Here is a 26,538-nt window from a genome sequence, read left to right as displayed (position 1 = left end):
GGGCTTGGCCTACCATCAAACACAAATGTCGTCTGAGCTGCCAGGGCTTGTGTACAGTCTGACCGGGAGCGACGTCACAAACGAGCGCTGCCAGTTGTTTGAAACGCCATCGTAAATGACGTGTTTGCCTTTTTCATGAATCAGAACACTCAGTCGACTTACGGCCGCCATGTAATGCGACAAGTCCAGCATATCTTCCGACTGATGAATACCCAACCACTGCGGGGTTATCGACACGGAAGAAAAAGCGCCTTCCAAGGCCGTAATCTGCGCCGGTAAGCCTGCTTCATGCGCCGGGTTTTCAAGAGTGAAATCGACACCCACATCGGCCAACAAGAACATGATCTGCCGCAGCTCTCGATATTCACGCACAAACAAAAGATTATTGCTGTCAACCGCAACTGAAAGGTTGTAGCCCGCCAAGGTAAGCGTTTCTGAAGCCTCTGCAAGCAAGCGGCAGAAACGTTCAACGAGTAGCAGACGTACATTAATTTTTAGTATGATCTGGGCGTACCGAAATAAACCCGATGGCCTCGACAGGCTGTTAGCAGAACTGCAGCTTGACAATACTCGCTCTAAACCGGCCACCGCCTCGTTCAGGCTGGCAACCGACAGCGCTTCGCGGCCTTGCTCACCGGGCTCTTCACCATACTCTGCCCCTTCCAAGGCAAACACGAATCCGACCAAATCCGTTCTGCGACTGTAAACCGCAACGCCTTTGAGGGTGCTTTCGTACGCAGAATACGCAGAATCCAAAGTTGTACTGCAGCGTGGTTGCTTTTTGTTCAGCCTTGTATTGCGTAACATGTGCTACCCTCTCGATATAAGACTCTAAAACAAACGAGCATCCTAAATGCAACCCGTGCAACGAACCGGATGTAAATTACAAAATATTAATATATATATGCATATAACAAAAGTGTGACACAGTTTTGATTTTCAACAGACGAACAAGTTAAAGTAAAATCGCAATGACAGCCCCCGCTTGTACTTGATATTAGTACCATGCTGCCGGAACTGTCAATAATTATGACGATACAAAAGAGATACGTATGAAAAGTATGAGTTCTGAGGTAGATATCGTACTTTCAAGGATGAAGAAGATTTTTGGCGTCGAGCGGGACGCTGACCTAGCGCGAGCGCTCGCGATCAGTCCACAAACGCTAAGCTCCTGGAGGCAACGCGCAGCGGTTCCTTACGCACTGTGCGTAGAGTGCGCGAAAACCAAAGGTGCTTCTTTAGACTGGCTCCTGTATGGCGAAGGCCAAATGATGCGCGACAACTCAGCCAGCCCCGCCGCCTTTAATCACAACGTAACGGATGAAGATTCGGTCATACGAATGCAGATTTACGAAATTCTTGAGACCCTTTCCCACGAAGATTTAGAAGACATTCTAAGTGAGGCAGCACACCGGCAACGGTTGCGTGCGCTGGAGCACCGATTTGAAACCCTACAGGCACAGTTTTTCTACAATCAGGAAAGCGACGGCAGCGTACCGGGTAAAAAGACGGCCTGAGGGCAGGATTTCGCTGGGTACAACTTAATAAAAAGGACGATCTGCTCTGATTAGCAATTCGTCTTCACTTATTCTCACACTCAGAATAATGTCTTTATTGCTCGCCCTCACCGGATAAAATTTATTTTTTTCGGTGTCATCCTTGGCAAATTGTTTAATCAGACCTAGCACCAGGTACACTATCAGCAAATCCATTAGTAAAAGAAAAACGGCGAGAATATAAAGCCTTTCAAGAAAAAGAACGTACAAAGCGCAAGATAACAATAGAATAGCAAGGCCTAGCAGCGCCGACGCCTGATTGTACCTGTGTTGCATATGATCACCCCACCCCTTGCGGCTTACTCAATAATGTTGTCAAGAGCAACAACCAGATCACTAAGCGAAACAAGAATTCTGAGCAGCAGCCTATCCCTCTTCTCACCGTCGTCAGTAGAAGACAGTGTTGTTGCTTTTCTGGTCAATTTCAGTGTGTGACGCGCAGCTTGTTCGGCTGCTTTAACCTTGCTTATTCCTTCGTCCGTTAAACAGTCTCTCGCTTCAATGTCACTCATTGTGATCAGCAACGATTGCAGCACAGATTCTGAAATTAGATGAATATTGCAGGTATTAAGGCAGGCCCAAATTTTATCCTGAAGCATACGACGGGCATTAGACAAAGCCTCTGAGAAACCTTTCAGATACTCAGCATCTTCGGCGGCATTTTCTGGTTGACCGCATGTCGCCAAGTAACTCAAAAAGCCGGCTTCCACCAGGGGGCCCGACTGCAAATGACCCTGCACACCGTCACACCCCAAAGCTTTCAATACGTTATGTTGAGCGGAGCGCTCGACGCCTTTGGCATACACGGTTACGCCGTGCCGAGCGGCCAGGCAAACTACGTTTCGCACCAAACGCATGTCAGTTAAATTGTGCTCCAGGTTTTTCAGACAGTGGCGGGCTATCTTTAACGACCGTACCGAAACCGGTTTGGCTTCCAACAGCTGAGCATCGCTGAAAACAAAATCATCAACTGAGAAATCCACCCCGTAAACGCCAAGTGCTCGGAGTGAGGACACCAAGGCACCAAAATCAGCTAGCTTGCTACTATTTACAATATCAATACTGAGAAAACTGAAGGCTCTGGACGAAAACCCATTCATGACAATCAACATTCGCTCAACGAACTCAGGTTTCGCCAACTGCTCTGCTTCAATATTGATACACAGCTTTGTGTAATGACCGGACTTGTACCAACGCTCTAGCGTGATAAGCGCCAGGTCCAATACCCAAAGACTGATATCGTCATAAATAGGTAGGCTTTTTAATTTGGCCAAAAACTCAACAGGCTCTTTAATGCCCTTGCCTGGGTCATTCCAGCGCAGTAATGCTTCTGCACTATGGGGAACTGCAGAGTTAAATTGCATCAAAGGCTGAAAGTACAGACAGAAGTCCCCGCGGCGAAATGCATCGGTAATACGCCTGCCTTCAACTTCTTGCCAGTCCTTGCGATTTTTGCCCTCGCTGTAAAAACACCACCTGTTTAGACCAATCAGTAATGACTGGTAATGGGCCTCGCGGGCCTTGGTCAGCATTTCGAGCGCCACGGGGGGCTCCCAAACACTCCAGACATAAACACCCGCATTTACCGGGAAAGTGTAGGTATTGCCTTCTAACACCACGGGCTCTGACAAGTCGCCAAAAATATTTTCCAGGATCTTTTTATAGTCTGCCCGGTCTTGAAGAATAATAAGAAAACCATTTTTTTCGTGACGTGACAAGAAAACGCCGCGCTCCTCCCAAAGTTTTATACGCAGCGCCAACTTTAAAATGATGGCAGCAACTCTGACCTCTGGCAGCACCTTAGTTTGCTGCCAGTTTTCAAGTGAAAAAATGGCGACCGCATAAATTCTAGACTGCCTTAAGCCTGTCTGACCAAACATTTCCAGCTTGCGCTTTGCCGCGAAGCCATTCGGCAAGCCTGATTGAATATCCAGAAACATTCGTTCTTGCAAGTCTGCCTGAACCCAGTCGGACAGTTTTTTAAGGCGGAAAAGTATAGTGGCGAACGTTTTTCCATCGATATCAAAACGTGAGACACCCGAAATTTCGATGGAAGACTGTAAACCTGATGCCATGAAATGGCAGGTAAATTCGCTGCCAATTGAAGGCAACTGGTCGTGGTCGAGACAACTGTCCGGGGAATTAACAACAAACAACTCAGGAAATGCAGAACCGATAATTTTTGACGGCGTTGTGTCGAACGCATCGACTGCCGCCCAGTTGGCATCGACGATCTTGCTACCGGCTTCGACATCTACAATGAAACCTGGGATAGGCAACTCGTAAAAAACTTGCGAATAGAACATAGGCGCTCTCGGCACCTTTGTCGAAACTGGCCGACCTGTATCAACAGACTTCTTGCCACCTTTGATCAACATCATAGCTGCATTTTCACGCCAACTTTTCCTGGGGCCTTTTTACAGTGAAAATGTAGTGTTTCTAAACCTATTCTGTCAATAATAGTTGGATTTAATATTACTATTAATGCGTAAAAAATTTTAAAACAGAAAAAAATTGACAAAATTCTATATTCGAAATCTTTTTTTCGATCTAAAATCATGGCTGAAAAATCACTCTAGAACACAAAAATAAAAACAAACTACTGATTATTATACAATAATTAGAGTCTATACCGATAAAAACGGTTCCAAATTTCTAAAATTAAAATTTCCGACTCTGGATCGAATGGAAGAGAAAAACGTACTATTTTAATGTATTGTAACTATCAATTTTTTTAGGATTTAAGGGCGAGGTTAGCGTGAGCAACATGGAAACACCTACATTCATCAAAAAATACAAAGGAAATCTCACTGTATTTTTTGTAGTACTCGGGGTATTTTTTCTATGTTGCTCGTTTGTTGCGAGAGCTCAAGCCCCTGAGGTAAGCCTCCAAATTTCAAAAAGCTCAACCGGATTAGTACAATCCTGGTCTCTGGGGAAAGTGGACGCCTTGTCACAACAACGCATCACCACCCACTCACCTTTTTTTCCAGGGACGAAAACGTTCAGCGGCCCACTCCTTGCGGATCTTTTAGCGGCTGCATTCAGTGCCGAGCCAAAGGAAAGTACACCTATAAAACTTATTGCACTCAACAACTATTCCATTCAAACCACGTTCGGCAAGCTAAAACACGCCGACGCCATCGTGGCGACAAGAAAGAACGACCTTCCGATGTCGATCAGGGATCGTGGGCCGTTCTGGATCATTCTCCCGCTGAACAAGAGGCCAGATCTTGAAAACGAAAATTTTTATCGACTAATGATTTGGCAACTTAGCGATATTATTATTGGAGAGTCACAGTGATCTGGTCGAGCTCTAGCGTTTTACACCGGCTGTTTTCCCACAAAATAACTGTCGGCGTTTTCGTTTGCCTGGCACTGTTATTTATTGCGTCCAGTTTTATGAATCTGAACGCTCGCGAACGCAACTACGTGTCGTTGCAAGATATCCGCTTAGCCTCGTGGGGCTTAACACAGTTCCGTGACGAAGCCAATATGTTTGACAGATATCTGTTACTGGTAGATTCAGAACTTGCAAACCCATTATTGCTGAAGATCCACTATGACATTTTGTGGAGTCGCTTTACTTATCTTTTAAATAGCACAGAGGTATCTGTACTTCGGCGCCTTGGCTCTAATACAGAGAGTATTGAGGATCTTTATACCCGGTTTAATCAACTGAGCCAGCCAGTTGCGGACATTGCTGGCGGCACCTCAGACACTGCCACGCTGGCGCTTGTCCGTGAACGATGGAACGGCATCAACGTGGACATCAGACAGCTGGTAGTCGAAAACTTAATAGGCGGTGAAAGCGGCGATATAACCGAGCAGCATGACAGGGACCTGGGCCAACTCCGGATTATAAAAGTAGGGTTGCTAGTCATGCTCTGGGGTGTGCTTATCTATTACGCTTTTGCTCTGACTTACTTACGTAAACAATTCGTAATAGATCCAATTACACGAACTTATAACCGCAATTACCTGCAGCGTAAATATGTGGTCAAAAAATCAGATACTTACATTGCCGTAGAGATTCAAAACTCCCAGCAAATCCTGACAGAACACGGCGGCGCAGAGGCCGATACGTTAGTTCAACTCTGTGCGAAGCAGTTAAGCAACAGCATTCAAAAGCACGATTTACTGATTCATACGTCTTACTGCGAATTTGTCATTGTTAAGAAAAATAGCTCACCGAATAACAGTGGACCTATTATCGATCAACTGATAAATCGAGCTAATTTTGAATGGACGATAGGCAATACCAAGGTTCCTATCCGCTTCGTTGCGGGCATAGACCCTGCTGTTAACGACAACCATGCAACTCGATGCTGGCATACGCGCCACCGTAACGCTCTTAGAGCGCTTAACTATGCCCTTGAAAAACAGATCAACTACCGTATAAGCGACGACGAAATGCGCTTAGCATTTGATACCAAGGCTGAAATTTTACGGGAATTGGTCAAACTGCTTCGTCACAACAAGGGCGATTTGAAACTCTGGCTTGTGTATCAGCCCATCGTGACGGCGATGTTCAGTACCCGGATTGCCGGTGCTGAAGTTCTTCTACGAGGCCGCTTAAATGATGAAATTGACATCCCGCCCAACCAGATTGTCAATATTTGTGAGCAAAACGGCCTGGGCAAGGACTTGGGGATCTGGATTTTGCGTCAAGCAGCTTTGGAGTCTGCACATTTATTCTCAACAATGAATTTTAACGGATTTTTATCGATCAATCTGAACCCATCCATGATTTGTGAGCAACTACCGAATATTCTTAAAGCACATTTGCTCAGCCGTCACATTCCAGCCCGTCAGATATGCCTTGAGGTCACTGAAGATAATGCTGCTATCGATTTCGAGCGAAGCGTTCCCGTGATCCAAAAAATTCGTAACATGGGCCTCCAATTCGCGCTGGATGACTTTGGAACCGGATATTCATCGCTTGAGTATCTGCATCGATTGAAAATTGACAAGCTTAAGATTGATCGTTGTTTTGTGGCCGACATCGAGACAAACGCAAAAAAAAGCCAATTTTTGGCGGGAATTATTAGCATTGCCAGCAAAATGGGTGTGCAAACGATTGTTGAGGGTATCGAAAATCACGAGCAAAGTGATATTACCATCCGGCACGGCGCTGACTACGTTCAGGGCTTTTACTATTACATGCCAATGGAAGCCAAACTGCTCCACCACCTGTTAATGGTAGAGAAAGCCCATGACATAGCAGTTGAGAAAATGATCACAGGCCAGCCTATCCAATAGCAACTAGAGCAGCCGGTCGCAAGCAGGGCAAGCTGAAGGCATGGCGGAATTTTGACAAGCAAAAAAAAGCAGACCAGTGATTTACTGATCTGCTTTTTAGATGTGGTAGCGGGGGCAGCTACAAAAAACCGACCTAACACACTGTTATAAAAGACTTTTATTTCAATAACTCCTTACAGGCCGAACACTTACCCCATTATCTTGTAACTTGCCGTACGTTGTTGTACCTTTCAATTACTTTATTTTTGATAGGTACATAGGGCGGTACAAGATGCCAAAGAAAACCAAGGAAATGAGTGCAGCTGAGGTAAAACGCCTGGCGCACTCAACCAGCAAGACCGGAAAGGAATACAACGCCCTTCATTCTGTTGGCGGCGTTTCCGGCCTACTTCTGCAAGTCACACCCACCGGCGCAAAGTCCTGGATATACCGAACCACCATAGGCACCAAGCGTCGAAGTATTGGCCTTGGCGGTTATCCTGATGTGACGTTGGCGCAGGCCCGCGATACCGCCCGAGAATATCGCGAGTTGATCCGTTCCGGTATTGATCCTATCGAGCAACGCCAGCAGGCTCGCATAGGCCTGGTTACGGCGCAGCTGGCCCGCATTACGTTTGATGATGCCGCGGTTAAATACATAGCTGAAAAAGCCAAAGAGTTTAAAAACCCCCGGCAGCGCAAACACTGGGAAAACAGCCTGGCCACCTACGCCAGCCCGGTGATCGGCAAACTACCAGTAAGCCAGATTGATCTAGCCCTGGTGAAAGCTGTGCTCGAACCAATTTGGACAACCAAAACGGACACAGCCACCCGCGTTCGCGCCCGAATTGAAGCCATTTTGGGTTGGGCAGCTGTGCACGGTTACCGCAGTGAAGAAAACCCGGCACGCTGGCGCGGTTACCTGGATAAAGTGTTGCCGTCACCTACCAAGATAGCGAAGAAGAGCCATTTTGAAGCAATGGCAAGCGCTGAGATTCCACAATTTTTCCAGGAGCTGCAAAAACGCCGCGGCAACGCCGCCCGGGCTTTGGAGTTTTTGATTCTGACCGCAAGCCGAACAAACGAGGTGATAGGTGATCGCGCTATTAATAAACAGGGCGTGCTCTGGTGCGAGATCGATTTGAAAAAACGCTTATGGACCATACCCACGGAAAAAATGAAGGGCGGCAAACTTCACCGCGTACCGCTGACCGATCAGACAGTAAGATTACTGCAATCCGTTCGCCAGGGTGTGCCCAATGATTCCATTTTTCCCGGCGCCGGCGGCGAGATAGCGTCAAACAATTTTCTTACCAGCTTAATGAAACGAATGGAGCGGCCATATACCGTTCACGGCTTCCGATCGACATTCAAAGACTGGACGCGGGAATTTACCGCATACGCTGACGAAGTATCCGAGCTGGCCCTGGCCCACGTTAACAGCGATGCCACCCGGGCCGCCTACGCTCGCTCTGAATTGCTGGACAAGCGCCGCCAGCTGATGAACGACTGGGAACGGTTCTGTTATTACGGTAAGCAAAACAACAACGATGCAAAAATCATAGCCATTGGCGGGAGTAAATCTTGATTCACTCAGTCTTCAATTCTGATACCGAAACAGCGTATGAGTTATTCCGCCTGGTGGCGTCTACCCTGGTAAATCGCCTGCACATGGACGAGGCGGCCGCTTCAAAAATGGCAGATGAAATAACTGTAGGCATTCGCCGCGAGCATGGCGGCGGGCCGCTTTACATTCCACGCCCAAACAGACTATTGCGGAACGAAACAATCCGCGCCAACTTCCAGGGTAACAATCACGTCGAACTAGCAGCCCAGCACGGATTAAGTCCGCGGCAAATCGAGCGGATCGTAACGCCAGCAGAGCGTGAAGCCAAATGAGTGAGTTAGATCGAAAAAAATGGGTAATCGATGCCGCCGAATACCTGCACGAGAAACGCAGGCGGGATGAGCTGGCGGACGGCCGACAGCTGTTACCGGGCGAAGCTCAAAACAAACGCGAAGAGCTAAAAGGCAAGCTCGAAACGGCTTTGCGTAAGTCTGACGCCCTGGTGAAAGCGCTTGAACCACTGCACCGGGAGTTGCAGTTGGGACTGGATCAGTTTGGCAGTATGGCCGACCGAATCAACGAGGCTTGGAACAGCGCATTGCAAGCACAAACGGAATGCAGAATAGCGTTAACCGATACGCTTCCTGCCGCCCGGACCAGGGAAATGAAATTGCACCAGGCGGCTGTGAGGCTGGCGGTTGCCTACGAACCAGGCACCGGTGCCAGCTCACTGGCCAGAGAAATTATGACGGAAGCTGGTTTAGATGAACCAGGGCAATCCACTTTGACTCGTTGGATCGAGGAGGCGCGCCAAAGCTAACTAACGATGCCCAATAGCTCCCTAATTTTCTAAATGCTATCGAGTAACCCGCAATAGCTGCCCGCCAGCATCATTACACCGTGCGACACATAATCACGCGGAGTAATGAGAATGACACCACACGAAACCCCGAAATTCCTTTCAGATAAAGACCTGGCAAAACGCTTTGGCGTTGCCCGGGCCACTCCCTGGCGCTGGATTCAATCCGGCACCTTCCCTGCACCGGTCAGACTGAGCCCCAACTGCACCCGCTGGCGGCTTTCTGACATTGAAGCCTGGGAAGCAAAGCAGGAGGTTTTGTCATGAGCGCAATATTCGACAGCCTGCAAGGCCTGGCCAGTGCCGCCAGTCTTAAGTCCGCAGAATTGGCCAACCTACTTGCTCTTATCCACGAAATGGAAATAGACGCGGAGGCCGGGGACGACTGCCCAGAGTACGTGAATGTTCGCAGTATAAGTGCGGCACGGTCCGCCGCCATTTTGATGGCTGAATTGCTGGAGGGGTTGAACTCTGACCTGGAAGGTAGTTTGCGCATGCTTGCACGGAACAACGCGGAGAACGCCGTTCAGCCGGTTGAGCGGGGTGCCAAATGAAAACACTTCAACACCAGGCGGAACAGCTACGGGCGAATACCGCCGCCTTATCTGCGGTGACCGCTCTTTACGAACAAATGCGCGCCGATTTCCTTGGCAATGCAGACCACCCGGACTACCTCACAGAATACGCCCTGGGGGGACTCGAACGCGCCATGTACGTTGTTGCAGATAGCACCGCAAAAATCAGTGACTCAATCGCTGATGAAATCAACAAAAAGGCAGGCCAGAAATGAAAAAAGCGCCCGCCACCGAAGTAGCAAAGCGCCATGCCCAGCGCCAGTATAACAGCGGTTCCAGTTATGCCGAACGAATAACGAGCCTAGTGGATGCCTTACACAGCGCAGGCATTGAACCGTTAAACACCAACCACGTAATCAGTCGGCTAGCGGATGGGCAGCTGGTGCGATTCAAAACGGCCACCAAACACCGAAAAAATAATGGTTGGATCGTTGTCCACTTTAACCGTGGCCTGCCTGCTGTTGCAGTTGCCGGGGACTGGAAAACGGGCGCCGAGTTGAAATGGATAGCCAGCAACGGCGATACGTTGACCGAAGACGAACGCCGCCAACTTAAACGCCAGATTGAGGAAGCACAGCGCCGGCGACACGAAGAACAGCAACGCAAGCACGAGGCCACAGCCATTCGAGCTGAAACGATGTGGCTTAAAGCCGGTCCCGCTCCTGCTGAACACCCCTACCTGGTACGCAAAGGAATAACGCCCCATAACGCCCGGCTGCTGGGTAACAAGCTGATGTTATCGCTGATCGACTTCACCGGCAGGGTTTGGAGTCTGCAACTGATAGACACCGACGGTGACAAGCGGCTGCTATCTGGTGGCAAAAAAGCTGGCCACTTCATTGTTGCAGGGGGCACGGATTACCCAAAACGTGTGTTGATTTGTGAGGGATGGGCCACCGGCCGCACTCTTGCCGAAAAAATGCCCAATTGCCTAGTATTGGCCGCCATTGACGCCGGAAACCTGGCAGCCGTGGCCAAAGCTACCCGGCAGGCATGGCCAACCCTGGAAGTGGTGATCTGCGGTGACGATGACCGCCAGACGAAAGGAAACCCCGGGAAAACAGCCGCACGCGCCGCCGCTGACGCCGCTAACTGCCGTTTTGCTCTGCCCAAGTTCCCCCATGACGCCCCACAGCACCTTTCAGACTTCAATGACCTGGCCAGCTGGCAACGGGGGACCATATGAGCTTTATGAATTCTCAAATACCCACCATTGCACCAAAGCCGCAGCCCCTGCCCGATCTGCCACCGGTAATGGCGCTGCCGTTTGAAGCGCTGCCCCCGCGTATCCGTGATTTTGTAGCCGATACCGCAGAGCGTATGCAATGCCCGCCAGACTTCGTGGCGATATCCGCGATTTGCTCACTGTCCGCCGTAATCGGTAACAAGGTTCGAGTTCGACCCAAAGCCAACGATGATTGGGAGATTGTGCCGAACTTATGGGGCGCAATTATTGGCCGGCCGTCTGCAATGAAAAGCCCGAGCATGAAGGCTGCACTGTCACCGCTTCACGCCTTGGAAAATAGTTACCGTGAAGACTTTGAAGGCGAGCGGGAAAACTACCAGGCAGAGCTAGAGCTGGCGGACATTGCCTCAAAATCGGCCAAGGACGCCGCAAAGAAAGCACACAAAGCCGGAAACGCCGACCTGGCTTTACAGACCCTTCGTGATGGCATGCAGCAACCGGAACAACCCACACGAAAGCGCTTGGTGGTGAACGACACGACCATGGAAAAGCTGGCGGACCTGATGAATGAAAACCCAGCCGGCCTATTGCTTGAACGTGACGAGCTTTCCGGCTGGCTTGCTCGCATGAGCCGTGACGATGCCAAAGCAGAACGGGCTTTTTACCTGGAATGCTTTGATGGTAATGGCAGCTTCACCGTTGATCGTATTGGCCGCGGGACCATTGATGTTCACTCGACCACCCTGGCCATTATCGGTGGTATCCAACCCAGCAAGATAGCGCCATTGATCCGGGGTGCCATTACCGGCAGTGAAGACGATGGACTGATTCAACGCTTTCAGCTCACCGTATGGCCAGACGTTGACGCAGCCTGGGAATACAGGGACCGCCAGCGCAGCCAGGTAGCTCACGAGAACTATAGAGCGCTGTTCATGGAGCTGGCGGACCTCGAGCGCTACAGCGAACCCATGACGTTTTCGGATGATGCCCGGGAAAGCTTTATTCAGTGGTACACGGAAACCCAGATAGAAGCCCGCTCTGGCGACCTACATCCCGCCATTGAAAGCCACCTGGTAAAGCTACCGAAGGCAGCCGCCGCTATTGCTCTGATCTTTGAGCTCTGCGGCAATCGTGGTGCAACGATAGGCACCGAGGCCACAGCCATGGCCCTCGACTTTATGGATTACCTCAGGAGCCATTCAGACCGGTTTTACAGCATAGCCACACAAGGCGGTGTTGAAGGCGCAAAGCTAATCTTACGACGCCGTGACCAGATACCCGGGCTATTCAAACCACGGGACATTCAGCGCAAAGGATGGGCTGGCTTGACCACCAAAGAAGACGTGGCCGCAGCCCTGGAAGTGCTGGAAGATCACTATCACATCGTTAAGTCATGGCCAGAGCCAGACACCAACCGTTTCATCTACCAGTTCAACGGGGGTACGTGATGGGCCGCTGGCTTAAAAAAATATCTGAAACGGGGGGTATCCCTACTGACAAAACTGACAAGGGCGGTTCTGTCAGTGTTGTCAGTGCCCTACCCCCCCATTTCCAGAAAAAAAACACTGATGTTTATTCAGATACGCGGGGGGTGCTAACTGACAACGCTGACAAAGGTGGTTCTGTCAGTGTTGTCAGTACGCTACCCCCCCATATCCAGAAAACGCAGGTAATCGACCAAGTAACCCGCCAGCTGAATGCCGACCGTCATATGGTGCTGGCGCTTTTGTCGGATGATGACCAGGAGCAAATCGGGGCCGGCCTTATCACGGCTAGCCAGCTTGCGGACTATCTAAACGCCATGAAGGCAGACCGCAAACCACTTGTTGATCCGCAGTGGCATCTTGACCGGCTAATGGAACAGGTCGCCAATAGACGCCGCCAAAACGCCGACGACACTGCGGACTGGCGCGAGAGCTGGGAAACTGCCCATGAACTGTTCATCAATCACGTTATGGACTGTAGCGCCTGCCGAGCGCCACAGGGCCATTACTGCAAGGACGGCCAACAATATCGGCAAACTTATTTGGACACCCACCAAGCCAAAGCTGGGGAGCGTTCATCATGCAGCGCCAGATAACTCCCATGCAGGCCGTAAACGAACTGATAGCCACACTAGAAACGAGGGACAAGCTGGAGGACGACTTACGCGACTGGTTGCTGCACGGCTTCAAGCTGTGCCGCGCTGGAAGTGTGCGCACCGTGGATGAAGGGCTGGGGCTGGCGGTTGGCCAGGGTAAAGCGCCGGAGCTGCTGCGCAACGCCTGGCGGCGTGAAGAACGGAACCGGCTGATTTGCGGAGCAGCCAGCAAGCTAGCCGGGCTGAAAAAATGCCAACGGGCAATGGTCATTAGCCACAGCATAAGCACCGGCGTTCCCGAAGTTGAAAACCACGAGGCCCGCATTCTGCTGATGCGCCTGCGGCGGCTTTGCACCGATGACCGGGGCAACACCACCATGGCCCTGCACTGGAAAAGTGTTCAGGACATCATTAAGCGGGAAACCCCATAAATTCAGGTCAAAGCCCTCTTATATCGGAAACAAATCAATTCGGTAGGCTGGAAGGTATCAACCAAGGAGCCAGCCGATGACACAAATTAAAGCCCTTCACGAAACCAACGAAATTTACATCTACCAAGCCATTGGCGAACTCGATATATCTGCGCAAGGATTCGTCGACAAGCTAAAAACCCTAGACCTGACCCAGACTGTTCACGTTCGCATCAATTCCGGTGGTGGCGACATGGCCCACGCCCTGGCCATTTACAACGCCCTACTGCAATGCTCCGACGTGGTTTGCTATGTGGATGGCATAGCCGCCAGCGCAGCGTCTGTTATTGCAATGGCTGGCGGTAAAGTCGTTATGGCGGAAAACGCCCTAATGATGATCCACCGCCCCTGGAGCGCCGCCGTAGGCACCTCTGACGATATGCGCAAGGCGGGCGAAGTGCTGGACAAGTTTCAACCCACGCTGACTCAGGCTTACATCAAAAAGACCGGCTTGGCCGATAACCGCATCAACGACATGCTGACCGCTGAAACCTGGATGAATGCACAGGAAGCTGTCGCGCTGGGCTTTGCTGACGAAATCGCGGGAAGTATGGCCATTGCGGCAAGCGCAGATTTGAGCGTTTTTAACAACGTCCCCGAGCATCTATTGAAAAAGCACCAGGAGCAGGCGGGCGAGCTGGCGGACATCAAAGCCCTGTTAGCCCGAGGCAATCAAAACCGTATTGAAAACGGAATTAGCTTGGATGAAGTTCTGACCGCTGGCTGCAACACCCGCGCCAAAGCAGGCGAATACATCCTGGCCAAAATGGCCGAAGGATCCGAACCCATCTACACCCACAGCACGAGAATCAGCACCATGGACAACCGCACTGAAAGTTTTATGAACGATGCCACCGACGCACTGCTGTTGCGCAATAACATGCCGGTGAAGAACGCCAGCGATGCCGCCCGCGCAATGTCACGTAGTAACCCGGTAGGCATTGCCCGCCAACACCTGACCCTGAATGGCATATCAACCGATATGATGAGCCCACGCCAGGTTATTGATAAAGCGTTTGCAATGAGCAGCGTTGTTCATCACACCACAAGCGACTTTGGTTCTTTGCTGGGTAACGTGGCTGGCAAGAGCTTGCGTGAAGCGTACCAGGACGAGTTCGGTTCTCACGAGATTTGGACAGGTGAAACCGAAGTTCAAGACTTCAAACCGCAATCACTGGTACAGCTATCCGAAGCGCCTGACCTGTTGAAAGTGAACGAAGGCGGCGAGTACACCGAGGGCTCATTCAGCGACAGCGGTATGACCTTCCGAATTGAGAAGTATGGACGGCTGTTTACGCTGACCCGCGAGGCCATCATTAACGACGACCTGAGCGCATTCACCCGGCTGCCAGCAGCATTTGGCAAGTCTGCCAAGCGGAAGGAAGCTGATCTGGTGTATCAGGTGCTGACCGGTAACCCGAATCTGGCGGACAACGTGGCCCTGTTTCATGCCACCCACGGCAACATCGTGTCCGGCCTGACCGCGCTAAACGTGGAAGCAATCGCCCAGGGCCGCACCCTTATGCGTATGCAGAAAGGCATCAACAGCGCCGCGCCCATCAACGTGGTTCCGCAATTCCTAATCGTACCGGCTGCACTGGAAACCCAGGCCGAGCAGCTGCTGGCCACACTGGTAGACCCAAGCAAGGCCAACGACACCGTAAACCCCTCGTTTATCCGTGGTCTGACTCTGGTGGTTGATTCGCGCTTGGATGAGGTAGGCAGTGATTGTTACCTGGCTGCAAGCCCGAGTCAGATAGACACCATTACCCGTGCATACTTGGCTGGTGAAGAACGCCCTTACTTTGAACAGCGCGAAGGCTGGGAGGTTGACGGACTGCACGTTAAGTCCCGCATGGAGTTTGCCGCAGTGCCGGTAGACTATCGCGGCCTGGTGAAGCTACAGATCGCCCAATAACACAGCAGTAACCGGGCCCTGGAGTTGGTTCCTCGCAGGGCATGGGCACCACCGGACGCCAGTATTACGGGATCAGGCTTGGCAGCTGGCGGCAAGGTGCCCACTTTGCACCCTTCTAGCAATGCACCTCTCTGGTTATAACTTCCGTGCCCAGCGCATTACTTGTCAGTCTTGTCAGTACGCTACCCCCCCATATCCAGAAAAAAATCAAAAGGTACTCCTGGGCTATAGGGCCGTACGGGTACGCGGAATCGCGGTTCTTGAGAGTTTTTTGAACTACATAGCGGTTGTTGTTGGGGTTCGCCCGATCCGCCAGCACCACGCAGTAATAAACAAAGCCGGGAACACTCCAAAAACTCTCAAAGATTGCGCTCCGCGCTACCCGTAACACCTGACTCCCTGGAGTACCTTTTGATTTATTCCTTAATGACAACCACCGTTCAGTTGAGTAAGTATTTCTTAATGACAACCACCGTTGGGCTGACCTTATGCGAATGACGGAAAACAAACGCCAGATTCTGAAAGCTCTGCGCGGCGACTATCACAATGGCGGATACCTCGAGTATGGCCCGCCACCGTATTGCGCGGCTGATGTTGTCCTGCTGATAGGCGGCCATGTTCGGAATACATCAAGAGCTTTGAAGCTGATGGAAAACCAGGGGCTCGTGAAAAGCGAAACGATAATGAGGGCCCAGACTTGCGAGGTCCCAAAGTTCGGACACTACAAGCGCCCGGCAGTTTGCTACTGGAGTGTTGCAACGATCGAGGAAGACCAGGCCCGCGCCAAAGCTTGGCGGGATGGATCTGCTGAACGATCTGCAATCGCTTGGAAAAAGCTGATGGGCCTACCCTGATCGCAAAAAGCATGTACGAGCCAGCCGCAAGGCGGAACATGACATAACTTTATTGATGATAGGTAGAAAGATACGCAAACAAAAAAACCAGCCGTAAGTGACTGGTTTAATTGATAATATGGTAGCGGGGGCAGGATTCGAACCTACGACCTTCGGGTTATGAGCCCGACGAGCTACCAGACTGCTCCACCCCGCATCAAACTGTTTGTTTACTAAAGGCTTTTTTCTCTGCCTCTAATCAACGTGAAACGCATAGTACGGATTGAGCGCCCCGGTGTCAAAGGCTAAATTAGCAATGAGCCATAAATCGCGCGAGCCGGCTCGACCCCTTGCCAATCCCCTCCAGCAGCATCCTTGGGGCTATGCCCAAAAGGAGTATGATTTACATCACCTGCTCAAAGGAAACGTCATCATCGCCAGAGGATCACTGCCATGTCGGATCTGTATTTCAAGCTGATCAACACCTCACTCGGCCAAACCGCAGCCAATACCTTGGGCTTGCCCTCACCGGTACCTTTGCGGCGGCTAAAACGAGTAGACCAGCCATTCATTGAAGGTGATGTTCTGCTGGGCGCCGCAGGCGGCGGGAAGCTGATTTCCGAGGTTGGGCGAACACTGGGCGCCAGTGCGGCTACGCTCTATCACGCCAGCGGCGATAAACGTCTGGTGGATTCAGCCAAGGCTGGAAACCGGACGAAACCCATGGTTCTGCCGCTGAGCAAGCCTGGCCATTTTTCTGCCCTGGTGTTTGACGCCAGCGGCATCAACACGCCCGAAGAGCTGAGCGGGATGTATCAGTTTTTTCACGCCAGTATAAAAAGCTTGGCTCAGCACGGGCGCGTAGTAGTGCTAGGCCAGCCCGTAAAAAATTGCCGTAAGCCGGCCCATGCGGCGGCACAACAGGCTTTAGAAGGGTTCGTGCGCAGCGTCGCGAAAGAGATTGGCAATAAAGGTGCCACTGCAAACCTGCTAAGGGTAGCCACTGGCGCCCAAAATAACCTGAACACCAGCCTACGGTTTTTTCTGTCCGCAAAATCAGCGTATGTGTCCGGACAGGTTACCCAGATCGATAAAAGTACCAGCACAGCAGCCTCCAACCCTGTGGCGCCTCTCACCGGCAAGCTGGCCCTGGTGACCGGCGCAGCCCGCGGTATTGGCCTGTCCATCGCACAAACCTTAAGCCGCGACGGCGCTACCGTCATCGGCGTGGACTTGCCCGCCGCGCGGCAAGAATTACAACAACAGATGCAAAGCCTGAAAGGCCATGCCCTGGCGCTGGACATTACTGAAGCCGATACGCCCCAGCTGATAGCCACGTTTATTGAGCAGCTCGGTGGCGTGGACCTGCTGATTCACAATGCCGGCCTTACCCGCGACAAAACCCTGGGCAATATGCCAGAGCAGTCTTGGAACGCGGCCATCAGTGTGAATTTGACAGCGGCCATGGCTATTACCGAAAGAATTCAACGGCATGAGTTATTGCACGCTAACGGGCGCATTGTGTGCCTGTCATCGGTTAGCGGTATTGCCGGCAATCGCGGGCAAAGCAATTACGCCGCGGCAAAAAGCGGGCTTATTGGCTATGTACAGGCTGAGGCTCGGCAGCTCAAAAACGGCACCACCATAAACGCAGTTGCGCCCGGATTTATTGAAACTAAAATGACAGACGCCATGCCCATAGGCGTTCGCGAAGCTGGGCGACGCATAAACAGCCTGTCCCAAGGGGGGCAGCCTGTGGATGTGGCCGAAACCGTCAGCTGGCTTTGCAGTCCGGGGTCGGGTGGCCTAAACGGCAATGTGGTGCGGGTTTGCGGGCAGTCTCTGTTGGGCGCCTAACGCCGGCGGTTATCGTCACGCATAAAAAACGGGCAGCCTCAATGGGGCTGCCCGTTTTTCAAATATGGTGGGTGGTACTGGGATCGAACCAGTGACCCTCGCCTTGTAAGGGCGATGCTCTCCCAGCTGAGCTAACCACCCAGATAGTTGGCGGAGCGGACGGGACTCGAACCCGCGACCCCCGGCGTGACAGGCCGGTATTCTAACCAACTGAACTACCGCTCCGCAGCCATCCGGATTTACCCGAATGCAATGTCAGGTAGTGTGCCTGACAGATCTTTGAAAGTTAAGTGGTGGGCGGTACTGGGATCGAACCAGTGACCCTCGCCTTGTAAGGGCGATGCTCTCCCAGCTGAGCTAACCGCCCGCTTTGGCCTTTCAAAGATTCACTGCTTGCATCTGCCACTTGGCAAATGTGTCTCAAACAAGTGAGCTGCGCATTCTAAGTATTTCTGCTCCGGTGTCAAATGTTTTGCCTAAAATTCCCTTAAAAAGCCGTCACGCCGGAAATCCGTTCATTCATTGACCTATTTACCGATCTGTCTACTGGCCTGCGAGCTTCGCCTGCACGTCATTCACTTCCTGCGACAATCGCACCAGGCGCGATGTCATTTGCGAGCGCGACGAATCAATCACCTCAACGGTTTTTTTCAGCCCGGCGATTTCCATCTGCACGGTGTCCAGCCCGTTACCACTGGTTGTGCTTGTGACCTTTTTTTCCAGGGCGGCAATACGGCTTTCAATACTGCTAGTGGTCAGTTTCTGTTCTTGCTCAAAACGGCGGATGGGCGCTGCAATGCGTTCGTCAACGCTCTTGGCTAAGGTCTCAGTTTTCTGATTTGCCGCAGCCAGCTCCGTTTTAAGCGACGATGCACTGGTCTGAACAGCACTTACCTGGGCCGCAAGCTCGGTGCGCTCGCTCTGTTGCCGTTTTACGGCTTCACTCAAAGCCGTTTCTGCGCTCGCCACCGAGGTCTGAACACTCACCAAATCGTTGCGATTTTTGCCAAGTGCCGTTTCAAGTTCGCTAATCGCCGCCGCCTGCTGCTCTAACTGCTGCTTGTTACGCTCATTGGCAATAACCCACAGTTTACGAATTTCACTATCGGCGTTATCCAGCCGCGTCTTCTGTGACGCCAGTTGCTCATCCAAAGACACACCGGCGTCCTGAAGGTTCTCGCCGGTCTCAGACAAGGTACCCTCAAATCGCGCCAGCGCCAGCTTGCTTTGGCGTACCCAGCTGTCGGCTTCCTCCACCTGGCTTTCCAGCGCTTGAATACGCTGACCCTGAATGTACCAGCCGCCAACGGCCACACACGCCAACACAATAACCAGCAGCCACAAAATCCCTGCTCCGCCCTTGCCATTATTGCTGCCTTTCGACCCGCTACCGGCCGCGGCTTTCGGGGTTTCAGGGGCCTTCGTCGGCTTGCTCTGGCTGGCTGGCGCAGGTTTGGCGCTGCCCACAGCCCTCGCAGAGCCCATTGGGCTATCCGGCCGCTCGGCTCTTAATTCATCGTTATCTGGTCGAATAGGTTCCATATCGGGTCCTTAACTGAGTCGCTGTTCTGCGCTTACGCCGCGCTGATTGCATGGCTTTGGGCCACATCATACAATAGCCGGCTTTCCAATCATCGAAGGATTGTTGCTTATGCAACCGCTGGTAGGACTCATCATGGGTTCCAAATCCGACTGGCCCACCATGGAAAACGCCGCCAACATGCTCGACAAGCTTGGCGTCGCCTATGAAACCAAAGTCGTTTCCGCCCACCGTACCCCCGACCTGCTGTTCGAATACGCCAAAACCGCAGCCGACCGCGGCCTGAAAGTTATCATAGCCGGCGCCGGCGGTGCAGCCCACCTACCGGGCATGGTAGCCTCACAGACCTCTTTACCGGTGCTTGGCGTGCCCGTACAGTCCAAGGCCCTGAGCGGACTGGACTCACTGCTGTCTATCGTACAAATGCCTGGCGGCATCGCCGTGGGCACCCTGGCCATCGGCAACGCCGGCGCCACCAACGCGGGTTTGCTCGCCGCGCAGATTATCGGCACCTTTGACCAGACCGTGCGCCAAGCTGTTGACGAATTCCGCAGCACGCAAACACAAACGATTCTGGACAACCCGGATCCGTCGGTTCCGTAACGGTAGCGCCAGAATCAATGAGCAGATTTTCACCGAAACGCACGATGTTGTAATGAATTCAGCACAGAAGCCAGCCAGCACGGATGGGGCAGCACTCAAATTAAGTTGCGAACCAAAATGACAGGAGAAAACAAATGAGAATTGGCGTACTAGGCGCCGGCCAACTGGGAAGAATGCTCGCCCTGGCAGGTTACCCACTGGCCAAAGAGTTTGTATTCTACGATATGTCTGGCAGCCCCAGTGCCGGCATAGGCGAAACCATCAGCGACCCCAAAGGCCAAAGGCTGGACGAGTTTCTGAGCAAGGTTGACCGCGTAACTTACGAATTTGAACACCTGCCGGTAGAAGTGGCAGAACGCATTGCCGCGAAAACCACCGTGCATCCCTGCCCGCGCGCATTACAGATATGTCAGAACCGCGAAGCTGAAAAAACACTGTTTGGCCAGCTGGGGATTCCTACACCGCAATGGAAAATCGCAGACAGCGCCGAAGCCCTGCGGGCCGCCGCTAAAGAACTGGGCTGCCCGGTCGTCGCCAAGTCCAACACCGAAGGCTACGACGGCAAAGGCCAGGCCGTATTGAAAAGCCCGGAAGACGCTGCCGCCGCTTGGCAGAGTATTGGCCATTCACGCCTGATGGTCGAAAAGTTTGTCGACTTCAACCGCGAACTGTCGATTATTGCCGTGCGCGCCGAGTGCGGCGATGTGGCGTTTTACCCCATGGCGGATAACGACCACCATCAGGGCATTCTGCGCTACTCAGTTGCCCCTGCGCCAAAATTACAACCCCACCTGCAAAGCGAAGCAGAAGACTATATCCGCGGCTTACTGACCGAATTGGACTACGTGGGCGTATTAACGCTTGAGTTGTTTGAAACGACAAACGGCCTGGTGGCGAATGAAATGGCGCCGAGAGTGCACAATTCCGGGCACTGGACCATAGAAGGCGCCATGACCAGCCAGTTTGAAAATCACGTACGTGCCGTCAGTGGACACGCTCTGGGTAACGTAGAACCGCGAGGCGTTAGCTGCATGATCAATATTATTGGCGAGCACGGCGAGATCGAACGAATTTTGCAACTGCCCTACGCCCATGTTCACCTGTATAACAAACAGGAGCGACCTGGTCGCAAACTGGGCCACGTGAATATTCTGGCCGACAGTTACCAAGAGCTGGTGTGGCGAGTGCTTAATTGCGCTCAATTTTTGCCCGGTTGCCCGGAATTTAACAGTTCCTTAATTTCAAAGGGTTGATCTGGCTCAAAGCGGACCTATAGTTAGTAGTTGTAGCGAAGCATTGATAACGAAGCTCTGATAACAAAGCTATCCATATAAAATCGAGAGAAAACGGAGAACGACCTCATGGCCTTTGAACTACCTGCACTGCCGTACGCAAAAAACGCTCTGGAACCGCACATTTCCGCGGAAACTCTGGATTATCACTACGGTAAGCATCACAACACCTATGTCACCAAGCTGAACGGCCTGGTTGAAGGTACCGACGACGCCAACAAGTCGCTGGAAGACATCATCAAAAGCGCCAGCGGCCCGCTGTTCAACAACGCAGCCCAGGTGTGGAACCACACGTTCTACTGGCACTGCCTGAGCCCCAAAGGCGGCAGCGAGCCAACCGGCGCAGCCAAAGACGCCATTGAAAAAGCCTTCGGTTCTTTCGATGCCTTCAAAAAAGAATTCAACGACAAAGCCGCCAACAACTTCGGTTCTGGCTGGACATGGCTGGTTAAGAAAGCCGACGGCAGTGTTGCCATTGCAAACACCAGCAACGCAGAGACCCCGCTGACTGGCGCAGACAAGCCGGTGATGACGGTTGACGTTTGGGAACATGCCTATTACGTGGATTACCGCAACTCACGTCCAGATTATCTAGCTGCTTTCTGGAAGCTGGTAAACTGGGACTTCGTGAACAAAAATTTGGCTTAGGTAAAACCAGGGACGGATTTCAAATCCGTCCCTTATCCGTTATACAAAAATGCCCGCTCAGTGCGGGTATTTTTGTGGGCGAAAAACAGCGAACACCGGTTTCCGAACAAAGTTGCCACACAGGTCAGTGTTTTTACGCTATCAAGCCGTTAGGCTTTATGGGGACTAGTCCCCGTTTTTAAAAACACCTAAAGGACACGCCATGACAACTACGATCGGCCTGATTATTATTGCCGCCATTGCCCTGTTCCTGATCATTATCTACAACCGGCTGGTGGCGTTGCGCAACCAGTTCCGCAACGGATTTTCCCAAATTGATGTGCAACTGCAGCGCCGCCACGACCTGATCCCCAATATAGTAGAATCCGCCAAAGCCTATTTAAGCCATGAAAAAAACACCCTCACCCAAGTGATGAACGCCCGTAACAACGCCGTTGATGCACAGCAGGAAGCGGCTAAAAATCCCGATGACGGCAAGCGTATTCAACGCTTGGGCGGCGCCGACACCCATGGCTCACTCGCCTTTCTTTCAGCGCCAGGCCAAAGCCCGCCGTAACACCTTACTGCTGGTGGCACTGTTTTCAGCCGCAGTCATGCTGATTACGCTGTCGGTGTGCGTGGTGGGTTACATGGTTACCCGCAGTACCACCAGCGCCCTGCCCTTTCACCACTGGCTACTAACCAGCCACGGCTTGATTACTGCCGGCGCCAGTGTGGCGCTGATGGGCGTGGGCTCATTGATACGCTGGATTGATCTGGCCGATGGCGGCCGGCGAGTGGCCGAAATGGTAGGTGCCCAACCTATAAACCCAAACACCAGCGACCCGCTGGAACGGCGCCTACGCAATATTGTTGAGGAAATGGCCATCGCCAGCGGCGTGGCGGTGCCTGAACTCTACGTGATGGACCAGGAAACCGGCATCAACGCTTTTGTAGCCGGCTACAGCCCCGCTGAGGCGGTTATGGTGGTTACCCATGGTGCACTCACCCAGCTTACCCGCGACGAGCTCCAAGGCGTGGTAGGCCACGAATTTAGCCATATTCTGAATGGCGACATGCGCCTGAACGTACGCCTTATAGCCTTATTGGCGGGCATTCTGATGATTGGCCAGATTGGGCTGTTTCTGGCCCGCGCGGGCTTCTACAGCGGCGCGGTGCGCACTCGCCGGAACAGCCGTGGCCAATTCGCCCTGGGCGCCTTGGGCGTAGTGCTTGTTGTGATTGGCTACGCTGGCATGTTTTGCGGCCGGCTGATTCAAGCGGCTGTGTCCCGCCAGCGCGAACGCCTGGCCGATGCCTCATCGGTGCAGTTCACCCGCAACCCGGATGGTATCGGCGGCGCGCTGTTCAAAATAGGTTTGCAAGGCAGTCATCTGGACACCACCCGTCACGCCAGCGACATGAACCATTTGTGTCTCGGCGAAAGCGCCCGTATGAAGTTTATGGGGCTGCTGGCGTCGCATCCGCCCATTGAAGATCGCATCAACGCCCTGCAGCCAGGGCTGATCACCCGCTTGCGCAGCCGCCTGCGTGATACCCGAAGCAGCGGGGCATTGCGCAACACACAGGCCGAGAACAGCGCACAACGTCAAGCCAACACTCAAGGCAATGCGCCAGGCAGTACACCAGAAAGCATCCAAACCAGCACTCCGGTTAGCGCCATGGGTTTTGCCGACCCGGCTCCGTTCAACACCAGCTCCAGCACTAGAAACAGTACCGGCTCGCCGCTGGCGGGCAACAATCGCTACCGAATGGCCGCAGATGCGCCTATGTCGGTGCGCGTTGGGCAGGTGTATCCGGGTAGTGAAAGCTATGCCAAGGACCTGCTGAACCAACTGCCGGCCACCTACCGCGGGTTGCTCTATACCCGCGCCGGTGCGGTGCAGCTCAGCTACAGCCTGCTGATTGCTGACTTACCCGCAGACCAGCAGCAAGGCTACCTGGCCCTGCTGCCGGAACATCCGGTGGTCGGCCATCAAGAGCCGATTCTGCAAAAACTGCTGCCCACGGTAACAGCTCTGGCCAGCAGGCTCAGGCGTTGTTCAACCAGGCCATAGCCGGCTTTGGGGTGAGCAGTGTTGCGGTACCGAAAATACTGGCACGTGTGAGCCTGCGCGAGCTGAATCAGGCCCTGACAGAACTTAATAGATTGTCGCCGCTGCTGAAGCCGGCGATTATAGACGCCAGCGCCGAATGCGTGAGCCAAAATGGCCACATCAGTGTGCGGGAATACGAGATGATGCGGCTGGTTGCAGACCAGCTGGACTGCCCTATGCCGCCACTGATCAACTAAGCGCGTGGGACCGGCCCGGGGACAGATCTGAAGTCTGGGCAAAGCAGGGACAGATTTGAAATCTGTCCCTTATCTGGGGCTGAACAGGCTGTCAATCGAACGGTTCGCGCCGTTATCCGGCAGGCCCAGCTTTTCGCGGAGGTGCAGGTCGATTTCCCGCAGCGACTGGTACTTGTTGTCGGTGACGGCGGCGGCGTCTACTTTACCCAGCATGATGGTCGGGCGCAGGAACACCAGCAGATTCCGCTTCACCCGGCTTTCTGACTCTGACGAGAACAAACGGCCCAAATAAGGAATATCACCCAGCAGCGGCACTTTGTTCTTCTGCACTTCGTAGTCGTCTTTCATCAGACCGCCCAACACAATGGTTTCACCGTCGTCTGCCAGTACGGTGGTTTTTATTTCACGCTTATTGGTGATCAAGTCGGAGGCCCCAGCAACGGTGGTGGACGACACATTCTCGGTAGTTTGCTCCACCACCAGGCGCACCAAACCGTCAGCGCTGATGGTCGGCGTTACTTTCAAGGTCAGGCCCACGTCGCGACGTTCGATGGTGGTAAACGGATTGGTAAGCCCTTCGCCGCTCACTGCCGCCTGCCCGGTGCGGAATGGCACGTTCTGGCCCACAATGATTTCAGACTCCTGATTATCCAGGGTAATAATGCTGGGCGTAGACAGCAGATTAGCCGCCGAAGACGTCGATAACGCCTGAATCAGTAGGCCCCAGGTCACCCCATTGCGGTTACGTTCGCCGGCACCGACCGTTATACCGCCCGCCAACGTCGGCACTGCCCCGTCACCCAGCACCGCACCAATCACCTGGTTCAATCCCAGCATACCGCCGCTGGCCAGGTTGGTTCCCAGTACTGGAAAACCACCCGCGCTTTCACCGCCGGCGGCCAACTGCACACCAAGGCTGTTGCCCATATCATCGCTGATTTCCACAATCGCGGCTTCAATCATTACCTGGGCACGGCGCACATCCAGCGCCAGCACAATCTGCTCGGCTTCCTGCATCAACGAGGGTTCACCGCGAATAACCAACGCGTTCAAGCCCTCATCGGCAAACACTGCAAACTGGCCGCTGGAGGGATTACCGGCAACACCGGTCGCCTCTTTCACCAACTCACCCATCAGCCCTTGCAGCAAGTCCGCCAGAGATTTGGCATCGGCGTTCTTCAGCCGCAATATTTTGGTGGTACCACCGCTGGCAGAAGGCTGGTCAAGCTGGCGAATCAGGCCTCGCATTTTGCCGCGGAAGCTTTGATCGCCCCTCAGAATCAAGCGGTTGCTGCGTTCGTCGGCGGTTACGCTGTACTTGCGCGCCGCATTTCCAGCGCCATTGCGGGCCAACTCATCCGGCGCCAGCTCCTGTAACAAGCTCACCATATCGCCTACCCAGGCTTCGTTGAGCTGAATCACTTCCACTTCGTATTTCGACGGGCTGTCCAGCTCTTTGACAATCTGTTCAATACGCTGAATATTGGCGTAGTGGTCGCTCACGATCAGCGCGTTGGCTGCCGCCGCCGCCGCCAGATGGCCGTACGTGGCCACCAGCGGGCGCAGGATAGGCACCAGTTCCAGGGCGTTGGCGTTATCAACCTGAATAACACGGGTAATCAGCTGTTCTGACGGCGTTATGGCAAAACGGTCAAGGGACTCGGCAGACTGCTTGGCATCTACCTGCTGCACCACTTTGATGACTTCTTCGCCAGGAATGGCGGTAAATCCATGAACTCCCAGCACCGCCAGAAACAGGTCGTAAATCTCGTCTTTGTTCATAGGCGCGCTAGACAGCACAGTAACCTTGCCTTGCACCCGTGGGTCAATCACAAAGCTGTAACCGGTAATGTCGGCTACCTGGGTAACAAAAGCGCGAATGTCGGCGTCTTTCATATTCAGGCGCCAAGTACCTTCCTGGGCCAGCGCAGAGGACATCAGCGGCAGTAACAAAAACAGCGCAAGCGCCCGCATCAGGTTGGTCGTGTAAATAGGCATCTGGCAGCTTTATCCTGGTTGC

General features: G+C 52.8%; 25 protein-coding genes, 4 tRNA genes and 1 pseudogene. 22 read left to right on the top strand and 8 right to left on the bottom strand.

What is annotated here, in order from left to right; translation table 11 throughout:
- Positions 1-15 precede the first annotated feature (15 nt).
- Complete coding sequence (locus tag MIH19_RS05685) at positions 16-807, bottom strand: hypothetical protein (RefSeq protein WP_249007942.1); 792 nt, start codon at positions 805-807, stop codon at positions 16-18.
- 245 nt (positions 808-1,052) lie between these two features.
- Here MIH19_RS05685 and MIH19_RS05680 point away from each other — a divergent pair, with 245 nt between their 5' ends.
- Positions 1,053-1,517, top strand: coding sequence for a helix-turn-helix domain-containing protein (locus tag MIH19_RS05680; RefSeq protein ID WP_249007941.1), 465 nt, complete (start codon positions 1,053-1,055; stop codon positions 1,515-1,517).
- A 338-nt stretch (positions 1,518-1,855) separates the two neighbouring features.
- Here MIH19_RS05680 and MIH19_RS05675 read toward each other — a convergent pair whose 3' ends face one another.
- Positions 1,856-3,937 (bottom strand): EAL domain-containing protein, encoded by a 2,082-nt coding sequence (locus tag MIH19_RS05675; protein WP_249007940.1) that lies wholly within the window; start codon positions 3,935-3,937, stop codon positions 1,856-1,858.
- A gap of 377 nt (positions 3,938-4,314) precedes the next feature.
- Between MIH19_RS05675 and MIH19_RS05670 the strand changes: the two genes are divergently transcribed.
- The 14 genes from MIH19_RS05670 to MIH19_RS05605 all read left to right on the top strand — a co-directional run bounded on the left by MIH19_RS05670 (position 4,315) and on the right by MIH19_RS05605 (position 16,306).
- Entirely contained in the window at positions 4,315-4,860 is a 546-nt protein-coding gene (locus MIH19_RS05670) for a hypothetical protein (protein WP_249007939.1), read from the top strand.
- A 98-nt stretch (positions 4,861-4,958) separates the two neighbouring features.
- The gene (locus MIH19_RS05665) at positions 4,959-6,818 is read left to right on the top strand and encodes a GGDEF domain-containing phosphodiesterase (protein WP_249007938.1); all 1,860 of its coding nucleotides are present in this window, start codon (positions 4,959-4,961) and stop codon (positions 6,816-6,818) included.
- Between the two features lie 271 nt (positions 6,819-7,089).
- Positions 7,090-8,385 carry a site-specific integrase gene (locus MIH19_RS05660; RefSeq protein ID WP_249007937.1) on the top strand — a complete coding sequence of 432 codons (1,296 nt, stop codon included), beginning with the start codon at positions 7,090-7,092 and terminating at the stop codon, positions 8,383-8,385.
- Positions 8,382-8,696, top strand: coding sequence for a Mor transcription activator family protein (locus tag MIH19_RS05655; protein ID WP_249007936.1), 315 nt, complete (start codon positions 8,382-8,384; stop codon positions 8,694-8,696). Before MIH19_RS05660 ends, MIH19_RS05655 begins: the two co-directional genes overlap by 4 nt.
- Entirely contained in the window at positions 8,693-9,184 is a 492-nt protein-coding gene (locus MIH19_RS05650) for a hypothetical protein (protein WP_249007935.1), read from the top strand. The genes MIH19_RS05655 and MIH19_RS05650 overlap by 4 nt, the downstream gene beginning before the upstream one ends.
- 111 nt (positions 9,185-9,295) lie before the next feature.
- Positions 9,296-9,490, top strand: coding sequence for an AlpA family phage regulatory protein (locus tag MIH19_RS05645; RefSeq protein ID WP_249007934.1), 195 nt, complete (start codon positions 9,296-9,298; stop codon positions 9,488-9,490).
- Positions 9,487-9,777: a hypothetical protein gene (locus MIH19_RS05640; protein ID WP_249007933.1), complete on the top strand. Its 291-nt coding sequence runs from the start codon at positions 9,487-9,489 to the stop codon at positions 9,775-9,777. Before MIH19_RS05645 ends, MIH19_RS05640 begins: the two co-directional genes overlap by 4 nt.
- Positions 9,774-10,013 (top strand): hypothetical protein, encoded by a 240-nt coding sequence (locus tag MIH19_RS05635; protein WP_249007932.1) that lies wholly within the window; start codon positions 9,774-9,776, stop codon positions 10,011-10,013. Before MIH19_RS05640 ends, MIH19_RS05635 begins: the two co-directional genes overlap by 4 nt.
- Positions 10,010-10,984, top strand: coding sequence for a toprim domain-containing protein (locus tag MIH19_RS05630; RefSeq protein ID WP_249007931.1), 975 nt, complete (start codon positions 10,010-10,012; stop codon positions 10,982-10,984). Before MIH19_RS05635 ends, MIH19_RS05630 begins: the two co-directional genes overlap by 4 nt.
- Positions 10,981-12,432 (top strand): YfjI family protein, encoded by a 1,452-nt coding sequence (locus MIH19_RS05625; RefSeq protein ID WP_249007930.1) that lies wholly within the window; start codon positions 10,981-10,983, stop codon positions 12,430-12,432. The genes MIH19_RS05630 and MIH19_RS05625 overlap by 4 nt, the downstream gene beginning before the upstream one ends.
- A 143-nt stretch (positions 12,433-12,575) precedes the next feature.
- Positions 12,576-13,064, top strand: coding sequence for a hypothetical protein (locus MIH19_RS05620; protein ID WP_249007929.1), 489 nt, complete (start codon positions 12,576-12,578; stop codon positions 13,062-13,064).
- Positions 13,049-13,495, top strand: a complete 447-nt coding sequence (locus MIH19_RS05615; protein ID WP_249007928.1) for a hypothetical protein — start codon at positions 13,049-13,051, stop codon at positions 13,493-13,495. Before MIH19_RS05620 ends, MIH19_RS05615 begins: the two co-directional genes overlap by 16 nt.
- A 76-nt stretch (positions 13,496-13,571) precedes the next feature.
- Positions 13,572-15,452, top strand: coding sequence for a head maturation protease, ClpP-related (locus tag MIH19_RS05610; RefSeq protein WP_249007927.1), 1,881 nt, complete (start codon positions 13,572-13,574; stop codon positions 15,450-15,452).
- 494 nt (positions 15,453-15,946) lie between these two features.
- Positions 15,947-16,306 carry a hypothetical protein gene (locus MIH19_RS05605; RefSeq protein ID WP_249007926.1) on the top strand — a complete coding sequence of 120 codons (360 nt, stop codon included), beginning with the start codon at positions 15,947-15,949 and terminating at the stop codon, positions 16,304-16,306.
- Between the two features lie 119 nt (positions 16,307-16,425).
- On the opposite strand, the gene MIH19_RS05600 is transcribed toward MIH19_RS05605, so the two are convergent.
- Positions 16,426-16,502 (bottom strand) — tRNA-Met (locus MIH19_RS05600).
- A gap of 236 nt (positions 16,503-16,738) precedes the next feature.
- Between MIH19_RS05600 and MIH19_RS05595 the strand changes: the two genes are divergently transcribed.
- On the top strand, positions 16,739-18,142 hold the full coding sequence (locus MIH19_RS05595) for a 3-oxoacyl-ACP reductase (RefSeq protein ID WP_249007925.1): 1,404 nt from the start codon (positions 16,739-16,741) through the stop codon (positions 18,140-18,142).
- A 65-nt stretch (positions 18,143-18,207) separates the two neighbouring features.
- Here MIH19_RS05595 and MIH19_RS05590 read toward each other — a convergent pair.
- The 4 genes from MIH19_RS05590 to MIH19_RS05575 form a co-directional block, all read right to left on the bottom strand.
- Positions 18,208-18,283 (bottom strand) — tRNA-Val (locus tag MIH19_RS05590).
- A 7-nt stretch (positions 18,284-18,290) separates the two neighbouring features.
- Positions 18,291-18,367 (bottom strand) — tRNA-Asp (locus tag MIH19_RS05585).
- Between the two features lie 66 nt (positions 18,368-18,433).
- Positions 18,434-18,509 (bottom strand) — tRNA-Val (locus tag MIH19_RS05580).
- Between the two features lie 176 nt (positions 18,510-18,685).
- On the bottom strand, positions 18,686-19,684 hold the full coding sequence (locus tag MIH19_RS05575) for a hypothetical protein (RefSeq protein WP_249007924.1): 999 nt from the start codon (positions 19,682-19,684) through the stop codon (positions 18,686-18,688).
- Positions 19,685-19,793: 109 nt separating this feature from the next.
- On the opposite strand from MIH19_RS05575, the gene purE reads away from it, so the two are divergent.
- The 6 genes and pseudogenes from purE (at position 19,794) to MIH19_RS05545 (ending at position 24,518) form a co-directional block, all read left to right on the top strand.
- Positions 19,794-20,285, top strand: coding sequence for a 5-(carboxyamino)imidazole ribonucleotide mutase (purE, locus tag MIH19_RS05570; protein ID WP_249007923.1), 492 nt, complete (start codon positions 19,794-19,796; stop codon positions 20,283-20,285).
- Positions 20,286-20,419: 134 nt separating this feature from the next.
- Positions 20,420-21,538, top strand: a complete 1,119-nt coding sequence (locus MIH19_RS05565) for a 5-(carboxyamino)imidazole ribonucleotide synthase (RefSeq protein WP_249007922.1) — start codon at positions 20,420-20,422, stop codon at positions 21,536-21,538.
- 108 nt (positions 21,539-21,646) lie between these two features.
- Complete coding sequence (locus MIH19_RS05560) at positions 21,647-22,225, top strand: Fe-Mn family superoxide dismutase (RefSeq protein WP_249007921.1); 579 nt, start codon at positions 21,647-21,649, stop codon at positions 22,223-22,225.
- A gap of 202 nt (positions 22,226-22,427) precedes the next feature.
- Positions 22,428-22,730, top strand: a pseudogene (locus tag MIH19_RS05555) (LemA family protein); the annotation flags it as partial.
- 4 nt (positions 22,731-22,734) lie between these two features.
- On the top strand, positions 22,735-24,282 hold the full coding sequence (locus tag MIH19_RS05550; RefSeq protein WP_249007919.1) for a M48 family metallopeptidase: 1,548 nt from the start codon (positions 22,735-22,737) through the stop codon (positions 24,280-24,282).
- Positions 24,264-24,518 carry a hypothetical protein gene (locus tag MIH19_RS05545; RefSeq protein ID WP_249007918.1) on the top strand — a complete coding sequence of 85 codons (255 nt, stop codon included), beginning with the start codon at positions 24,264-24,266 and terminating at the stop codon, positions 24,516-24,518. The genes MIH19_RS05550 and MIH19_RS05545 overlap by 19 nt, the downstream gene beginning before the upstream one ends.
- Positions 24,519-24,587: 69 nt before the next feature.
- Here MIH19_RS05545 and gspD read toward each other — a convergent pair whose 3' ends face one another.
- Positions 24,588-26,516 carry a type II secretion system secretin GspD gene (gene gspD, locus MIH19_RS05540; RefSeq protein ID WP_249007917.1) on the bottom strand — a complete coding sequence of 643 codons (1,929 nt, stop codon included), beginning with the start codon at positions 26,514-26,516 and terminating at the stop codon, positions 24,588-24,590.
- Positions 26,517-26,538: the final 22 nt, after the last annotated feature.

Origin of the sequence: Marinobacter sp. M1C, from assembly GCF_023314135.1 — a bacterium.
GTDB lineage: Bacteria > Pseudomonadota > Gammaproteobacteria > Pseudomonadales > Oleiphilaceae > Marinobacter.
The sequence above is the reverse complement of the archived record's forward strand: the minus strand, read 5'-3'. Positions and strand labels throughout refer to the sequence as shown.